Origin of the sequence: Exiguobacterium qingdaonense, assembly GCF_018617855.1 — a bacterium.
In the GTDB taxonomy this organism is placed as follows: domain Bacteria; phylum Bacillota; class Bacilli; order Exiguobacteriales; family Exiguobacteriaceae; genus Exiguobacterium; species Exiguobacterium qingdaonense.
Genome location: NZ_JACSKY010000006.1, coordinates 94031 through 108921, shown reverse-complemented (window position 1 = coordinate 108921; position 14891 = coordinate 94031). Strand labels below are relative to the sequence as shown.

Annotated in this window: 17 protein-coding genes; 11 read left to right on the top strand and 6 right to left on the bottom strand. The window is 48.0% G+C overall.

Annotation, left to right across the window (positions count from 1 at the left end):
- Window positions 1-15: 15 nt before the first annotated feature.
- On the top strand, window positions 16-723 hold the full coding sequence (locus KNP00_RS08860) for a hypothetical protein (RefSeq protein ID WP_215144298.1): 708 nt from the start codon (window positions 16-18) through the stop codon (window positions 721-723).
- 36 nt (window positions 724-759) lie between these two features.
- Here KNP00_RS08860 and KNP00_RS08855 read toward each other — a convergent pair whose 3' ends face one another.
- Window positions 760-1308, bottom strand: a complete 549-nt coding sequence (locus tag KNP00_RS08855) for a hypothetical protein (protein WP_215144296.1) — start codon at window positions 1306-1308, stop codon at window positions 760-762.
- 145 nt (window positions 1309-1453) lie between these two features.
- Between KNP00_RS08855 and KNP00_RS08850 the strand changes: the two genes are divergently transcribed.
- From KNP00_RS08850 to KNP00_RS08840, 3 genes are read left to right on the top strand one after another with little or no spacing between them, the layout of a single operon-like run.
- Window positions 1454-2104: a response regulator transcription factor gene (locus tag KNP00_RS08850; RefSeq protein WP_215144294.1), complete on the top strand. Its 651-nt coding sequence runs from the start codon at window positions 1454-1456 to the stop codon at window positions 2102-2104.
- Window positions 2101-3369 carry a HAMP domain-containing sensor histidine kinase gene (locus KNP00_RS08845; RefSeq protein ID WP_215144292.1) on the top strand — a complete coding sequence of 423 codons (1269 nt, stop codon included), beginning with the start codon at window positions 2101-2103 and terminating at the stop codon, window positions 3367-3369. Before KNP00_RS08850 ends, KNP00_RS08845 begins: the two co-directional genes overlap by 4 nt.
- Window positions 3360-4100: an AAA family ATPase gene (locus tag KNP00_RS08840; protein WP_215144375.1), complete on the top strand. Its 741-nt coding sequence runs from the start codon at window positions 3360-3362 to the stop codon at window positions 4098-4100. The genes KNP00_RS08845 and KNP00_RS08840 overlap by 10 nt, the downstream gene beginning before the upstream one ends.
- A gap of 111 nt (window positions 4101-4211) precedes the next feature.
- Here KNP00_RS08840 and KNP00_RS08835 read toward each other — a convergent pair whose 3' ends face one another.
- Window positions 4212-4649 (bottom strand): hypothetical protein, encoded by a 438-nt coding sequence (locus tag KNP00_RS08835; protein WP_215144290.1) that lies wholly within the window; start codon window positions 4647-4649, stop codon window positions 4212-4214.
- 160 nt (window positions 4650-4809) lie between these two features.
- On the opposite strand from KNP00_RS08835, the gene KNP00_RS08830 reads away from it, so the two are divergent.
- Both KNP00_RS08830 and KNP00_RS08825 read left to right on the top strand, forming a co-directional pair.
- Entirely contained in the window at window positions 4810-5421 is a 612-nt protein-coding gene (locus KNP00_RS08830) for a class I SAM-dependent methyltransferase (protein ID WP_215144373.1), read from the top strand.
- 16 nt (window positions 5422-5437) lie between these two features.
- A complete protein-coding gene (locus tag KNP00_RS08825; RefSeq protein ID WP_215144287.1) occupies window positions 5438-6100 on the top strand; it encodes an NAD(P)H-dependent oxidoreductase in 663 nt (220 codons plus the stop codon).
- Between the two features lie 38 nt (window positions 6101-6138).
- Here KNP00_RS08825 and KNP00_RS08820 read toward each other — a convergent pair whose 3' ends face one another.
- The gene (locus tag KNP00_RS08820; protein ID WP_215144285.1) at window positions 6139-6774 is read right to left on the bottom strand and encodes a nitroreductase family protein; all 636 of its coding nucleotides are present in this window, start codon (window positions 6772-6774) and stop codon (window positions 6139-6141) included.
- Window positions 6771-7217, bottom strand: a complete 447-nt coding sequence (locus KNP00_RS08815) for a MarR family winged helix-turn-helix transcriptional regulator (RefSeq protein WP_215144283.1) — start codon at window positions 7215-7217, stop codon at window positions 6771-6773. The genes KNP00_RS08820 and KNP00_RS08815 overlap by 4 nt, the downstream gene beginning before the upstream one ends.
- A 180-nt stretch (window positions 7218-7397) precedes the next feature.
- Here KNP00_RS08815 and KNP00_RS08810 point away from each other — a divergent pair, with 180 nt between their 5' ends.
- The 5 genes from KNP00_RS08810 to KNP00_RS08790 all read left to right on the top strand — a co-directional run bounded on the left by KNP00_RS08810 (window position 7398) and on the right by KNP00_RS08790 (window position 13192).
- Entirely contained in the window at window positions 7398-9578 is a 2181-nt protein-coding gene (locus tag KNP00_RS08810; RefSeq protein WP_420828316.1) for a malate synthase G, read from the top strand.
- Window positions 9575-9871 carry a hypothetical protein gene (locus KNP00_RS08805; protein WP_215144281.1) on the top strand — a complete coding sequence of 99 codons (297 nt, stop codon included), beginning with the start codon at window positions 9575-9577 and terminating at the stop codon, window positions 9869-9871. The genes KNP00_RS08810 and KNP00_RS08805 overlap by 4 nt, the downstream gene beginning before the upstream one ends.
- 73 nt (window positions 9872-9944) lie before the next feature.
- Entirely contained in the window at window positions 9945-11216 is a 1272-nt protein-coding gene (gene aceA, locus KNP00_RS08800; RefSeq protein ID WP_215144279.1) for an isocitrate lyase, read from the top strand.
- A 216-nt stretch (window positions 11217-11432) separates the two neighbouring features.
- Window positions 11433-12758, top strand: a complete 1326-nt coding sequence (locus tag KNP00_RS08795; RefSeq protein ID WP_215144277.1) for a PepSY-associated TM helix domain-containing protein — start codon at window positions 11433-11435, stop codon at window positions 12756-12758.
- On the top strand, window positions 12755-13192 hold the full coding sequence (locus KNP00_RS08790; protein ID WP_215144270.1) for a hypothetical protein: 438 nt from the start codon (window positions 12755-12757) through the stop codon (window positions 13190-13192). Before KNP00_RS08795 ends, KNP00_RS08790 begins: the two co-directional genes overlap by 4 nt.
- A gap of 26 nt (window positions 13193-13218) precedes the next feature.
- Here KNP00_RS08790 and KNP00_RS08785 read toward each other — a convergent pair whose 3' ends face one another.
- The gene (locus tag KNP00_RS08785; protein WP_215144268.1) at window positions 13219-13482 is read right to left on the bottom strand and encodes an LlsX family protein; all 264 of its coding nucleotides are present in this window, start codon (window positions 13480-13482) and stop codon (window positions 13219-13221) included.
- A gap of 65 nt (window positions 13483-13547) precedes the next feature.
- On the bottom strand, window positions 13548-14741 hold the full coding sequence (locus KNP00_RS08780) for a LysM peptidoglycan-binding domain-containing protein (RefSeq protein WP_215144266.1): 1194 nt from the start codon (window positions 14739-14741) through the stop codon (window positions 13548-13550).
- Window positions 14742-14891 lie beyond the last annotated feature (150 nt).

The window sequence follows — 14891 nt, the reverse complement described above, 5'->3', positions numbered from 1 at the left end:
AAGGGAGGGTCTCAATTGTTCGAATTAAGTTTTTGGTTTGCATTCGGCTTTGCGATGATTCACTTTTTCTCGGGGACGCTCATTCATGTACGCGAAGTGCCGAGAAGTCGATTTTTATCGGTAGCGGGTGGAATTGCAGTTGCCTATGTATTTTTACATCTGTTGCCAGAGTTGAATGAATACCAGCATGAATTAGAAGGGGAGATTGAAAACAACATATTCGCTTCTCTTGAGAATCATATATTGATGATCAGCATGTTAGGGCTAGCTGTGTTTTACGGGCTTGAACGGTTCGCGACGGCGAACAAGCGTATACAAAAGCCGTATGTGTTTTGGATTCACATCGGTTCGTTTACATTTTACACGTTTAGCATCGGCTATGTGTTAGCAGAGAGTGAGTTCCAATCAGACTGGTCGATGTTCCTCTACTTTGTAGCGCTTGGTATTCATTTCGTTACAGTCGATCAAGGGTTGCGACAGCATCATCAGAAACTTTACGATCGACAGGGACGTGTCTTGTTAGCGCTTGCTGTGCTTTTAGGGTGGGCAGTCGGCACCTATGCGGAAGTGAATGAACTCGGCTTATCGATTGTTGTCGCCTTTTTAGCAGGAGGTGTGATTTTGAATGTCATGAAGGAAGAGTTACCTGCTGAACGCGAGAGTAGTTTTGGTGCATTTTTGATTGGTCTATTAGGATACGCATTGTTATTGCTTTTCATTTAGTGAAAAGGCAGCCACACACGTTGGCTGCCTTTCGACTTACAAGCTATTGCTTTGATTTTCTACGTTGCTGTCGCTCTCTGAAGCATCGTCATGATGTGGTCCGTGACCATGCCCATGACGACCGCCTTCACGTCCGCCGCGCATACCACGTGCATCTTCTAAGTCATCGTAACTCGACACATCGGCAAAACGCTCTTCATGGTCGGCAAGAATTTGATCGGCTTCTTCTCGCGTCAACTTGCCTTCCTCCACAGCGGTCGCAAGTTTTTCTTCATGCGACGTCATGATGGCGTCGATGAATGCTTCGATTGAAATGCCTTTCTCTTCTGCGAGCTCAGGAAGTGCCTGTCGATTTTCACGTGCGGCGTTTACTTCTTCTTCCGTCAATCCGAGTGCCTCGATAAGGGCTACATGACCCGCTTTCCGATCACCGAACGTGCGAGACCCTTTTTCACCATGTTCACATTGTGTCGACTCTGTCATGGTCGATTCATCTGTCGTCGTGTCATTCGTTGAGGCATAGACGCCTGTGCCTGAGACAGCCAATAGACCGGCTAAGGCGATTGCAAGTTTAGTAGATTTCATGTGTATCTCCTCCTTTTGATATTTCAAGTGTAGAACTGAAGGGGATGGAAGTTGTGAGAGAGTTGCAAGGTTTCTGCAAATTGTCTTTGGGAAACGGTGGGACGTTCCATGTGTACGATATAATGGATGTGGAGGCGATTTGGAGATGAACATACTCGTTGTGGAAGATGAACAGAAACTGGCGGAGGGGATGTCCCGTTTTTTAACGTATGCCGGATTTGATGTGACCGTGGCCATGTCTCTCGGTGAGGCAAAGCGACAGTTACATCAGCGCTTTGATGCCGTTTTATTAGACGTACGTCTCCCCGACGGAGAAGGTTGGACGTTGATTCCAACATTAAAGGCGCAACAGTCATCGCCTGCCATCATTCTGACGACAGCACGTGGTGAGGCGGATGATCGCGTATTCGGATTAGAGCTCGGCGCGGACGATTATTTGGTCAAACCGATCGTTTTAAAAGAGTTGGAGATTCGTCTGAAACGTCTCGTCAAACAGACGGATATGATTGAGTTCGGAGCACTCACGATTAACATCAAGTCGAGAATGGTACAAGAACACGGTAAACCCCTCCGTTTGACGAATAAGGAATATGAGTTGTTGCTGTATCTATGGAAGCACGTCGGGGAGGCGCTAGACCGGAACCGTTTGCTCGACGACGTATGGGACTACGCATTCGTCGGAGATACACGTACGGTCGACACGCATATTAAACAATTGCGTGATAAATCCCCTACACTTAAAGAACAACTGAAGACCGTTCATCGAGTGGGCTATCGATTAGAGGAACGATCATGAATCGCTTGATGAAGAAGTTGTTGTGGACGGCTATCTTGCCCCTCGCTGTGATGGCATTTTTAACATTCGGCCTCACGTCACTGTTGATCGGACGTTTCGCGGAGAATGAAACGTATACACAGTTGGAGCGCGAGGCGACAATCGTGTATGAAGCCCTTCAAGAAGGACGTGGGATTCCTCGTCAACTTGACGTGATCCTGTTTCAAGACGGGCAACGTATCGAACTAGAACGTGGTGGACGGATGCAACGTATGATACCAATTACCCTCAATCCAGATGACTTAGCGGTTCAAGACGAAGTGAGTGTGAACGGAACCCGTTTCTTGACGTATTTACAAGAAGAAGGCGACATCCAGATCGTGACATACAGTCCTGTGCCATTTTCAAATCCACAGTTCCAACAAATCTATCTCATTTTAGCAGGTGGGTTTATTTTGGCACTGATGGTTGCCATCGGTGTCACATTTTGGATGAGTCGTCGACTCACACATCCGCTTGTCGAATTGAAACAAGCGACCGCATCGATTATGGAGGGACGCCATGATATTCGTCTACCGAACGTCACGGATGACGAGATTGGAGATTTGACCGTCACCATCGGACAAATGAATGCTTCACTTGAACAAAAAGAAGCGCTTCAAAAATCATTCATCTCTGGAGTGACGCATGATGTGCGTACACCGCTCGCCATCGTCCGGAATGAGGCGGAAATGTTAGAACTTGGCGTCGTAAATGACACAGAAATTGAGGCGACCGGAAAAAGTATTACCGAAGAAGTGGATCGGATTGACCGACTCGTCAATCAGATGCTCGAATATTCAAAGTTGTCGTCCGCTACGATTCCGCTTGAAATGGAGTCGCTTCAACTGGATGACTTGATTCGTCGATTGACATCACGCATGTCCGAATGGTTCCGACAAAAAGATGTGACACTCGACCTACAATTGGAACCTGTAACGATTCAAGCCGATCGACTGGCGATGGAGCGGGTTCTCTCGAACTTCTTGAGAAATGCGTATGAAGCAAGTCCTCGTGAGGGACGCATCACTATTAGACTGACATCCAATCGATTAGAAGTGATAGATGAAGGGAAAGGGATCGACCCTGCCATCCAGCATTCGATATGGGATATGTATGTAAAGGGAGATCGTTCAAACGGACATGGTCTAGGTCTCGCTATCACAAAATTACTTCTTGAGGCACAAGGACTTTCTTACGGGGTAGATTCAGATAAGGGGGCGACATTTTGGATCGAATGGACATGACTTTATTTTTACGAGGGGTACGGTTAGAGAGGGACCGCATCCATTCGACGGGCTATCCGTACTCGTTACCCATTTTTCAGACACTCGATGAACTGACGTTTCATCATCCTGTCACGTTTCTCGTCGGAGAGAACGGGAGTGGAAAATCGACTTTGATTGAAGGGATGGCCGTCGCGGCCGGGTTCAATCCGGAAGGTGGGGCACCGTCTTTTCAATTTGAAACGGAGTCGACGCATAGTTCGTTATATGAGGCGCTGCGTCCGATTCGAGGACCGTATCGACCGAAAGATGGCTTTTTCTTACGTGCCGAGACAGCGTATCAGTTATCGAGTTATGTGGATGAAATGGCAAAGTCGGGGCTTGATCCTGAACGGTTTTATGAGTCTTATGGCGGGCGTTCCCTTCATGAGCAGTCGCACGGGGAAGCGTTCCTCTCCCTCATGTTGCATCGATTCCGTGGCGATGGCCTCTATATTTTGGATGAGCCCGAGGCCGCATTGTCACCGATGCGGCAACTGACGATGCTCGCGCGCATGCATGAACTCGTCCAATCGGGGAGTCAGTTTATTATTGCGAGTCATTCACCAATCTTGATGTCGTATCCGGGTGCGATGATCTTACAAGTGGAGACGGGACTTTCCCCGACAGCGTTTGACGACCTCGAGCACGTACGGGTCATGCGTGACTATTTACAAGCGCCGGAGCGGATGCAGCGGATTTTGTTCGACTAAAAAACGGCCTCGGCCGTTTTTTTCATGCTTTCGTAATCTTTCGCAATAAGATGATCGCGAGACTAACACCTCCGGCAATCAACATATACAAGACAATCTCCATCCATGTGCTCATTCGTCTTCTCCTTCGGCAAATACAGCGAGTTCTCCTTGTGGCATCGCGACCAAGAGATAGGCGTCTCCACCGAGCGGTCTTGCATCTCCCGCTTGCCAGCATTCAAATTGATCTTGGTATCCATTAATGAATAAAAGCGAACCGGATTCAAATTCCAGTTCGAGATGAGGGTGTTCGTCACCGAGGCGTACGTGATGGATGCGCTCTCGTCTTAAGCGCATGAGCTGTTCGAGTTGTTCACCTTCGTCAAACGTACTTTGCGTCGCGTGGACATGCCACGGTCCCTCGATAGAGATCCAAGATTCCAGTCCTTGGCGACTGAAATAGAGGAGATGATGATTCGGACCGGAACCGAAGTCGATTCCGACAAAGGAAGAGGCGGTAAAGAGGTGATGCAAAATAGATGTCGCTTGTTCGTGCTCTGTGGTAGACACACTGTCACCTCACTTTAAAGAGTTCGCATCATTATCATTTCACGTTACCACGCTAAAGTAAATGAATCACGCTCAATCTTATAAAATTCGTTGTAAGAAGAATGAACAATGAAACTAACGATATACTAGAAGAGACTATTGATTGGGAAAGGACAAACTTATGAACGAACAGCAATATGAGCAACTCCTACACATCCAAACGGTCAAACCACAGCAAGGATTTCCGTCCTCGGTAGAATATCATCGTTATGAACCGACTCCTTACGAGGCACTCGATTTGCTTCGGGATGCGTATCCGTTAGAGTCGACGGATACCATCGTTGATTTTGGTTCGGGCAAGGGGCGTCTGCCGTTCTATTTGGCGTATACGTTTCGCGTGCGGGCGATCGGTGTCGAGATGGACGGCGGGTTTCATGAAGAGGCGCTTCAAAATTTAATGAGTTATACGAAGAAACATCGGACTCGGGGAAGTGTTCAATTGGTACATGGGCTTGCGGAAGAGATCACGATCCCACCGGATGCGAATCGGTTCTATTTCTTTAATCCGTTCTCGGTGAACGTCTTCCGCCGAGTGATTGCCAACATCATCGAATCTGTTGAAACGGCCCCCCGTCCGGTCGACGTCATTTTATATTATCCGGCAGATGCGTATCTTCACTATTTGAACGATGAGACGCCGTTTCAGTATGTACAGACCGTTCGACTCCCACTCAAAAATCTTCATGAGCGATTTTTGATTTATCGGTTTGATATGATGGAGTCATCTTGGTAATGGAGGAGTGAGTACGATGAAAAAGAAAGACATTCTAGAAGCGTATCGTTGGCGTCAAGCGACGAAAGAGTTCGATGCGGATCGTAAAATCAAAGAAGAGGACATGGAGTTCATCTTAGAGACGGGACGTCTTTCGCCGAGTTCGTTCGGATTCGAGCCATGGCAATTCGTTGTCGTGCGTCGGGAAGATTTGCTCCAAAAAATTAAAGATCACGCATGGGGAGCGCAAGGGCAGGCTTTGACCGCGAGCCATTTCATATTGATTCTCGCAAGAACACCGAAAGCCATGCGTTACGATGCGGACTATATTCGTCATATCGTGACAGGCGTGCAAGGGCGGACGGAAGAAGAATACGCGCAACGCGTGAAACGGGTCCAAGAGTTCCAGGAGAACGACTACCGTCTTTTAGACGATGAACGCGTCTTCCAGGAATGGATCAAGCGTCAGACATATATTCCGCTCGGAAACATGATGACGGCTGCCGCACAAATCGAGATTGATTCATGCCCGATTGAAGGGTTCAATCAAGAGGAAATTGATGAGCTGCTCATCTCAGAAGGTGTCATGGAGCGAGGCGAATGGTCGCTTTCGGTCATGGTCGCTTTCGGGTATCGGTCGCGCGATTTCGCACCAAAAACACGTCGTGACTTTAACGAAGTCGTCAAATATATCGGATGAAAAAAGGTTCAATCGCCTCAGCGATTGAACCTTTTGAATTATTTCCAGTCTGTGATGCGGTCGACTGGGAAGCGGACAGATGGGTAACCTTCTTCTGCTGCTTTTCCGATTGAGAGAAGCATGACTGGAAGGTAACGCTCTTTGTCGAGACCGAACGCTTCAGCGATGTTCGCTTTGTCGTATCCACCGATTGGGTTTGTGTCATAACCATGTGCCCGTGCGACGAGCATGAGTTGCATCGAGACGAGACCTGAATCGAGTAGGATACTGTCTTTAATCATTTCTTTCGGTGCATCCTTGAAGATGCCTTTGATCATGTCGACTTGACGATCACGGACTTCAGTCGGCATCATGCCGCGCTCTACCGCCGTGTCGAAAATCTCTTCCGTGTAATCCGCCATTTGATAGTCAGCAAATACGGCGATGACAGCAGAAGACGTTTCCACTTGCCGCTTGTTGAAGCTCGCGAGGGGGAGAAGTGTTTCTTTTCCTTCAGCGCTATCGATGACGACAAAACGCCATGGCTGGAGGTTAAGGGATGAAGGGGCTGTCGTCGCTTCTTCAAGAATTTGTGTCATCTCTTCTTTTGAGATTTTGACGTTCTCATCATATACGCGAATCGAGCGGCGTCCTTTTACAATCTCCATAAAGTCTTTATGTGTAGCAGTGTTCATATTGTAGTCTTCCTTTCGTAGTCGATAGTATCTTGTAACACCTTGAGTGATGCTAATAACTGTTGTTGGTCCTCTACCTTCATATTTACAAAAAGTCGGTCCGTTAAGCACTGTTTTTGCTCAGTCCAACGTGCAATTTGGTGACGACCAAGGTCTGTCAACTCGACATAGATGACACGGTTATCCTTCTCACATCGTCTACGTGTGATCAGTCCCTGTGTCTCTAACTGTTTCAAGTGTCGGGTGATGGCCGCATGGTCGACATCGACTCGCTGTTGAAGTTCACGCTGTCGCAATGGGCCAACGTGATATAAATTGCTTAAAACATCATAGCGGGTCAAGCTGAGACCGCCCATTTCGGAGTCGAACAACTGGCCCATCTCTTTTTGTACGGTAATGATGTGATAAAGAATTTGATCGCGAAGCGAGCAAGAATCTCGCACTCACGTCACCTCCTTGATTCATTGACGAATCAATCATTGATATGTCACACAATGTATAGTAAACCGATTCGTAATCAATTTCAAATAAAAAGTTTTAAAAATGGGTTGTCAAACTGTTATATAATAGTCTATATTATATTCAACTGATATATAACAATTAATAAGGGAGGATGTGAGCGCTTGGAACGTTACAAACGACTCAACATGTATCAAGTTCACGAGAAACTGTTCGAATTTGTAAATGAAAGTGTGTTGGAATCTCATGAAATCAACGGATTTTGGGAAGGGGTCGAATCCATTCTAGAGCGTTTCATTCCATCGAATCAGATACTCTTGGATAAGCGTATGAAGTTTGAGCAGTTATTACAGGATTGGTACAGCAGACACGATGAAGTCGACCTCGTCGAATACGAAACCTTTCTGACCTCAATCGGTTATATCGAACCATTCGTCGAAGAATTCGGCATCAACGTATCCGGTGTCGACCATGAAATCGCCCATCAAGCCGGTCCGCAACTCGTCGTTCCGCTCGATAACGCCAGATATGCACTCAATGCGGCGAATGCCAGATGGGGGAGTCTTTATGACGCCCTTTACGGGACCGATATGATTGAAGAAGAGAACGGGATGGAGAAAGGGCGGGGATACAACCCAGTTCGAGGGAGTGAAGTCATTCGATTGGCTAAACGGTTTCTAGATGACACGTTCCCGCTCGAAATGGGCTCGCATCAAGACGTGACACGATACTTCGTCCACGATCATGTTGCCTATGCCGAAATCGGGGAAAAGGAGCAGGCGTTTGCTCACGATTCGTTCGTAGGATATACCGGGGAGCAGGACCAGTTAGACACATTGATCCTTCGGCATCACGCATTGCACGTCGAACTTCAATTCGACCACGAGCATCCGATTGGAAAAACCGATCCGGCTGGACTGATGGACATCGAGCTTGAATCAGCGCTATCCGCAATCGTGGATTGTGAGGACTCGGTCGCAGCTGTTTGTGCGGAAGACAAGGTCCACTTGTACCGAAACTGGCTCGGATTGATGAACGGGACGCTCGAAGCCTCGTTCCAAAAGAACGGGAAGCAGCTCGCACGACGTTTGAATGAAGACAAGCGAGTCATTGGGAAAGATGGTGTAGAAATCGTATTACCTGGACGAGCACTCTTATTTATTCGGAACGTCGGTCATTTGATGACGACCGACTTGATGCTTGATGCAGAAGGTCGTGAGGTACCAGAGGGGATCGTTGATGCCATCTTCACTTCATTGATCGCGAGTCGCCACCTACATCGTCGTCTCAACTCAAGAGAAGGGTCCATCTATATCGTGAAACCGAAAATGCATGGTTCCGAAGAAGTGGCTTTCACAAATGAGTTGTTTAACGCGGTAGAAGATGCGTTGGACCTTCCTCGTCATACGTTGAAAGTCGGGGTAATGGATGAAGAGAGGCGCACGTCGCTCAACTTAAAAAATTGTATCGCGCAAGTGAAGGATCGTGTCGTGTTTATCAATACAGGCTTCCTTGATCGTACGGGAGACGAGATTCATTCCTCGATGACACTCGGACCGATGCGGCGCAAAGGGGAAATGAAGACGTCACCTTGGCTCAGCGCGTATGAACGATTGAATGTTTCGACTGGTCTCGAGACAGGTTTCCATCATCAGGCACAAATCGGAAAGGGAATGTGGGCGATGCCCGACCGAATGCGGGACATGATGCATGAGAAGATCGCGCACGTAAGCTCTGGAGCGACGACGGCATGGGTCCCTTCTCCGACAGCAGCAACACTTCATGCGATGCATTATCATCAACTCGATGCGTTCGACGTCCAGCAATCATTGATTCAACAACCTTTTGAGAATGAACGACAACGACTCCTCGATATCCCGCTCGCAACACGTATCTATTCGCAAGAAGAAATCAAAGAAGAGCTCGAAAACAACTTGCAAGGGTTGCTCGGATATGTCGTTCGTTGGGTTGAGCAAGGCGTAGGTTGCTCAAAAGTACCGGATATCCACGATGTTGGTCTGATGGAAGACAGGGCGACACTCCGTATTTCAAGCCAACATGTTGCCAACTGGTTGTATCATGGCATCTGCTCTGTGGAACAAGTCGAGGCCACCCTTTATCGGATGGCACAGGTCGTCGACGAACAGAACGAGTCAGATCCGCATTATCGTGCGATGACACCGAATGTGGAGCAATCGGTCGCCTACCAAGCCGCGCATGAACTCGTGTTCCAAGGACTGGATCAACCGAACGGATATACAGAACCGATTTTACATCGCCGCCGCCGTGAATTTATGAAGCGACAAACTGTAGAGTTAAACCTTGAAGGAGGAACCTCATCATGACTACAAAAAAAATGGAAAGCGAACAGTTGATCGAACGTTGGGTCGTCCGTCGGATCGTTGCCGGAGAATCAACAGCTTCACTTGCAAACACAGCTTTCGTGTATGGGAACGATTTGATGCGGCTCGTCTTAGATCGGACAGATGGCTCGCTCCAAATCACAAAAGAACCAATCGATGAAGTCGTTGTGTTCCGTAAACCCGAGGATCGGGATGAGGCGAACATCTGCCGTTGCTGTGGGATGGAGCATTCAACGTTTAAAGCAGCATTAGAGTGTTGTGCATATCTCGATTGAAGTATTTCATTTGCATCAACTGTTATATAACAAATTAAATTTATTAAAATTAATATAATACAGGAGGGTATACATGATGAAACAACGAGAACAGTTGGAGAACAGTTGGAAGTCGGAGCGATTCGAAGGGGTGGAGCGTCCGTACTCTGTGGAAGAGGTCATGAAATTAAGAGGTTCCATCGTCATTGAGCACACGCTTGCGACAAAGGGAGCGGAACGGTTGTGGCAATTGATGCACGAGCGTGACTATGTACATGCGCTTGGTGCGTTGACCGGAAACCAGGCCATCCAACAAGTGAAGGCCGGACTTGAAGCGATCTATTTGAGCGGTTGGCAAGTAGCAGCAGACGCAAACCTGTCGGGTCACATGTATCCGGACCAAAGTCTATATCCGGCCAACTCTGTACCGAACGTCGTCAAACGGATCAATCAAGCACTCCAGCGTGCCGATCAAATCCAAACAGCGGAAGGAAAGGGCGACACCCATTGGTACGCACCGATTGTCGCTGACATGGAAGCAGGATTCGGTGGAGTGCTCAACGTATTTGAATTGACGAAGGCGATGATCGAAGCCGGGGCTGCTGGTGTTCATCTCGAAGATCAACTCTCTTCTGAGAAGAAGTGTGGTCATCTTGGCGGGAAGGTATTGCTCCCGACACAGACGGCTGTGAAAAACTTGATTTCGGCCCGTCTCGCGGCAGACGTTATGGGTGTCCCGACAATCATCGTCGCACGGACTGACGCACACGCGGCGAACTTGATCACGAGTGACATTGATCCAGTCGATCATCCGTTCATTATCGGGGAGCGTACACCGGAAGGGTTTTATCGCACAGAGGCTGGCATTGAGCAAGCCATCGCTCGTGGTCTCGCCTATGCACCGTATGCGGACCTCGTCTGGTGTGAGACGTCTGAACCAGATTTGGCGGAGGCGCGCCAGTTCGCCGAAGCAATTCATGCGAAATATCCGGGTAAACTTCTCGCTTACAACTGTTCACCATCGTTTAACTGGAAGAAGAAACTGTCAGACGAAGAGATTGCGACGTTCCAACAAGAGATCGGCGCGATGGGATACAAGTTTCAATTCGTCACACTCGCTGGTTTCCACGCGCTCAATTTCGGGATGTTCGAGCTCGCACGCGGATACAGAGATCGTGGCATGGCAGCTTATTCAGAATTACAACAAGCAGAGTTTGCGGCTGAAGTACACGGCTATACGGCGACACGGCATCAACGTGAAGTCGGAACAGGTTATTTCGACGAAGTGTCGCTCGTCATTTCAGGAGGTCAATCGTCAACGACCGCTTTGGCTGGATCGACAGAAGCAGAACAATTCACAAATTGATCATACATTGGAGACGCTGATTCGTTGGCGTCTCTCTATTTGTGTGAAAGTATGTGAAGAAGGTCCGGAAATATGTGAAAAAACAGTGAACATAAGTTCAATATAATTCCGTTAATTAGACGAATAGTTGTCACAAATTGATAGTTTGAAACGCTTCCAATTCCTTTATGATTAGTTTGTTCACAAGTTGGACACAACATCAAAGGGGGATTTTTCATGCAAGGGGAACGCTCGAATAAACGCAACGCTTGGTATCAGGCGATTTGGCGTTGGCACTTTTATGCAGGCCTTATATTTGCACCAATTTTCATCATCCTGGCTGTGACAGGGAGCATTTATTTATTTGAACCACAATTGACGAAGATGCAGTACAAAGACATGATGACAGCATCATTTACTGAAGAACAACCGATTGAGGCACAAAAGGAATCATTCACGAAAGAGCATCCGGACGCGATGATCACATCGATTCGTTTGCCAGATGAAGGAGAATCAACTCGAATCGGGTGGATGAATAATGACGAGATGATGTATACATATGTACATCCGGAAACAGCAGAAGTTTTAGGAACGCGAACTGCTGAAAGTAGTATGGATTTATTAGTTGTGATTCATGGCACACTACTCGGCGGACAAATCGGTAACTGGATTGTCGAACTCGCGGCCTCATGGGCCATCATTCTACTCATCACCGGTACATTCTTATTCTGGCCACGTGGCAAAAATCCGATTCGGATGCTCGTGCCGAAACTTGGCAAAGGACGGCAGTGGTGGAAACAGATGCACGGTAGCGTCGCACTATGGTCATCGTTAGGTCTTGTGATCATCATCAGCTCAGGCCTTGCGTGGTCATCTGTGTCAGGTGCGATGTTACAATGGGTGTCCTCATCGACGAACACGGGAGCACCGATGTATGCGTATGCGTTCGGTGCCAAGCCAGAGTCGACATTGACAACGAAGGATGTGGCAGAAGACGTACCTTGGGCGACACAAGAGGACATTGTCCCACTATCCTCGCCGAGTTCGTTATTGCCGATTGATTTAAATCGCGTATCGAGTGATGTTTCGATTGCGCGTCCGTATACGATTTCTTTGCCACAAGGTGAGACCGGGGTATATACCGTCACTTCGGCAGCAGGACACCCGTTCAAAGAAGCAACGGTCAACTTGGATCAGTATAGCGGTGAGACGCTTAGCTCTGTGACGTACGCGGACTATGGAGTTCTTGGTAAACTGATTACGGTCGGGATTGCCTTCCACGAAGGTCGGTTGTTCGGTTTACTTAATCAATTAGTAGGAGTTGCCCTTTGTTTAGGTCTCATTTTTGTTGTCATCAGTTCGTTCGTGATGTGGCGCAAGCGCAAAATCGGATCGATCGAACAGATGAGACGGTTCGAAGACGAACGCATCAAGCGAATCGTTGGGATCTTGATTTTACTACTCGGTGTCACGTTACCACTCGCAGGAATCAGTATCCTCATCGTACTCGTATTCGACTGGGTCATCGGTCGACGGAAGCTGAAAGCAGAGGTGGCAGCATGAAGCGATTCAAACAAGTTCTTCCTATCCTCATGGCAACGATGTGGTTAGGTGCGTGTCAACTTCAACCGGTCGACCGCGCGATTGATCCAATCGGCATCCAACTCATTGTTCCTGAACGTGCGGAGGTCGGATCGACGACGCTTGCGATGAAGGTGTCAAATGACGAGCGCGTGACAGAAAGCCATATTCAAGTCACACCGTATGATACCGAGGATACACGTACGTATGAAGTGATCGAAAAAGACGGATACCTCGTGACGAGTGTAAAACTCGATCAAGGAATCTATCAGGTGAACGGCATGGTGCATGAGGGGCAAAAAGTATATACGCCGTCCGCATGGATGATTGTCGGCGACGTACCACAAGATCAAATCGATCAATTGCAGCAACCGATCGTTCATTCACACGACCATGGTGGAGGACACCACCATTAAAAAAGTAACCGCTGCATGCGCAGCGGTTACTTTCGTTTGAGGCGTATTCCAATCTCGCCAATGAGGACGGCAATCCCCATAAAACCAGCACCAAGGATGGCCATCTGATTCTGATTGGCGACCCCGACCGCATTTTCGAATTGATAAATGTCGAGATGCAACAATTGAATCGGCTCACCAGATGTGAGTGCCTGTTCATAACCAAGCCAAATCAAAATCGAGAATGTGGCAATAGAGACAACAAGTCCGATGAGTGCAGCGATACTAACGCGGATTACGGTTCGAGTCATAGCGGTCCCTCTTTTCCTGTTTGTACAGGATACGGTACCGAAAGAGAAAAAGATTCATCGGACGTTTATTTTGGGATGGTGAGCACTTGCCCGATTCGGATCAGATTGACGTTCGTAATGTTGTTGGCAGCGGCGAGCGCTGACACGGTGACATTGTTTGTCCGTGCGATTCTGTAAAGCGTGTCGCCCGGCTTCACGGTATAGCTCACGGTCGTCGCAGGGGGCGGTGTGACGGTCGTGCCAGGTATGACGAGCTCTTGTCCGACGCGAATGAGACTGACGTTCGTGATTTTATTGGCAGTTGCGATTTTAGAGACGGTCGTCTTGTACATCGTCGCAATGCTGTAAAGCGTGTCGCCCGGCTTCACGGTATAGGTCACGGTCGTCGCAGGAGGTGTGACGGTCGTACCAGGTATGACGAGCACTTGTCCGACACGGAGAAGGTTTACGTTTGAGATGTTGTTAGCGACGGCGAGCGCTGACACGGTGACACCGTATGCCCGTGCAATTCTATATAACGTGTCACCTGACTTCACGGTATATGTTTTGTTCGTCGACGTGTTTTGATAGGTGAGTAATTGTGAGACCGTGACAAACTTGTAGCCCTTCGCCTTCAGTTGCGAAATCATCGTTGGGAGTGCGAGCGGTGTACCCGATGCCCCGGCACCTGTATGCATCAAGACGATTGAACCGGGTTTGATATTGGATTGCACTTTCGTATTGATTTGGCTCGCGGTCAACCCTTTCCAGTCAATCGTATCGATATTCCATTGAATCGTATATCCGTATCCGGCAGCCCCGACGCCGTTTAATACGGTGTTATTGACGGCTCCATACGGGGCTCTAAAAATCGGCTTCGTCGTTTTTCCGGTCACTGATTTGACTAAGGATTCGGTACGGTCGAGTTCGGATTTCATTTGAGTGGCAGTCAGTTTTGTGAAATCCGGGTGCGTATAGGAATGATTACCGAGCTGATGTCCTTTCGCGACTATGTTCCGGATAGATTGTCGATGATGATTTGTGCCGGTACCTGTTAAAAAGAAAGTCGCTTTGACGTCATACGTCGCCAAGATGTTCAAAATCTGATCGGTATTTGTACCATCCGCCCCGTCATCGAATGTCAATGCGACGACTTTACTCGTCGTGTTCACGCTCGGAATCAGTTTAGAAGCAGCGGCACTGACGGAGATGGATTGTGTAATCATCATCGCCAGTAGGATGAACAGTGCCATCGCCCCACGAATGACTTTACGTCCCATTTAAATGCGCCTCCATTCATGTTGTTATTTCCTTGATGTTAAGACTTTCCAAATAAGAAATCGATTTATAACTTATATACCCTTTTTTAATTGAAACGGACTGAAAATCCGAAATGAAATCAATGAACTTTGATTCGGATATATGTGTGA

Bases quoted from the DNA above. Each gene is read 5' to 3' on its own strand.
- KNP00_RS08855 (WP_215144296.1), bottom strand. From the start codon at position 1,308: ATGAAATCTACTAAACTTGCAATCGCCTTAGCCGGTCTATTGGCTGTC.
- KNP00_RS08850 (WP_215144294.1), top strand. From the start codon at position 1,454: ATGAACATACTCGTTGTGGAAGATGAACAGAAACTGGCGGAGGGGATG.
- KNP00_RS08845 (WP_215144292.1), top strand. From the start codon at position 2,101: ATGAATCGCTTGATGAAGAAGTTGTTGTGGACGGCTATCTTGCCCCTC.
- KNP00_RS08840 (WP_215144375.1), top strand. From the start codon at position 3,360: ATGGACATGACTTTATTTTTACGAGGGGTACGGTTAGAGAGGGACCGC.
- KNP00_RS08830 (WP_215144373.1), top strand. From the start codon at position 4,810: ATGAACGAACAGCAATATGAGCAACTCCTACACATCCAAACGGTCAAA.
- KNP00_RS08825 (WP_215144287.1), top strand. From the start codon at position 5,438: ATGAAAAAGAAAGACATTCTAGAAGCGTATCGTTGGCGTCAAGCGACG.
- KNP00_RS08820 (WP_215144285.1), bottom strand. From the start codon at position 6,774: ATGAACACTGCTACACATAAAGACTTTATGGAGATTGTAAAAGGACGC.
- KNP00_RS08805 (WP_215144281.1), top strand. From the start codon at position 9,575: ATGACTACAAAAAAAATGGAAAGCGAACAGTTGATCGAACGTTGGGTC.
- aceA (WP_215144279.1), top strand. From the start codon at position 9,945: ATGATGAAACAACGAGAACAGTTGGAGAACAGTTGGAAGTCGGAGCGA.
- KNP00_RS08795 (WP_215144277.1), top strand. From the start codon at position 11,433: ATGCAAGGGGAACGCTCGAATAAACGCAACGCTTGGTATCAGGCGATT.
- KNP00_RS08790 (WP_215144270.1), top strand. From the start codon at position 12,755: ATGAAGCGATTCAAACAAGTTCTTCCTATCCTCATGGCAACGATGTGG.
- KNP00_RS08785 (WP_215144268.1), bottom strand. From the start codon at position 13,482: ATGACTCGAACCGTAATCCGCGTTAGTATCGCTGCACTCATCGGACTT.
- KNP00_RS08780 (WP_215144266.1), bottom strand. From the start codon at position 14,741: ATGGGACGTAAAGTCATTCGTGGGGCGATGGCACTGTTCATCCTACTG.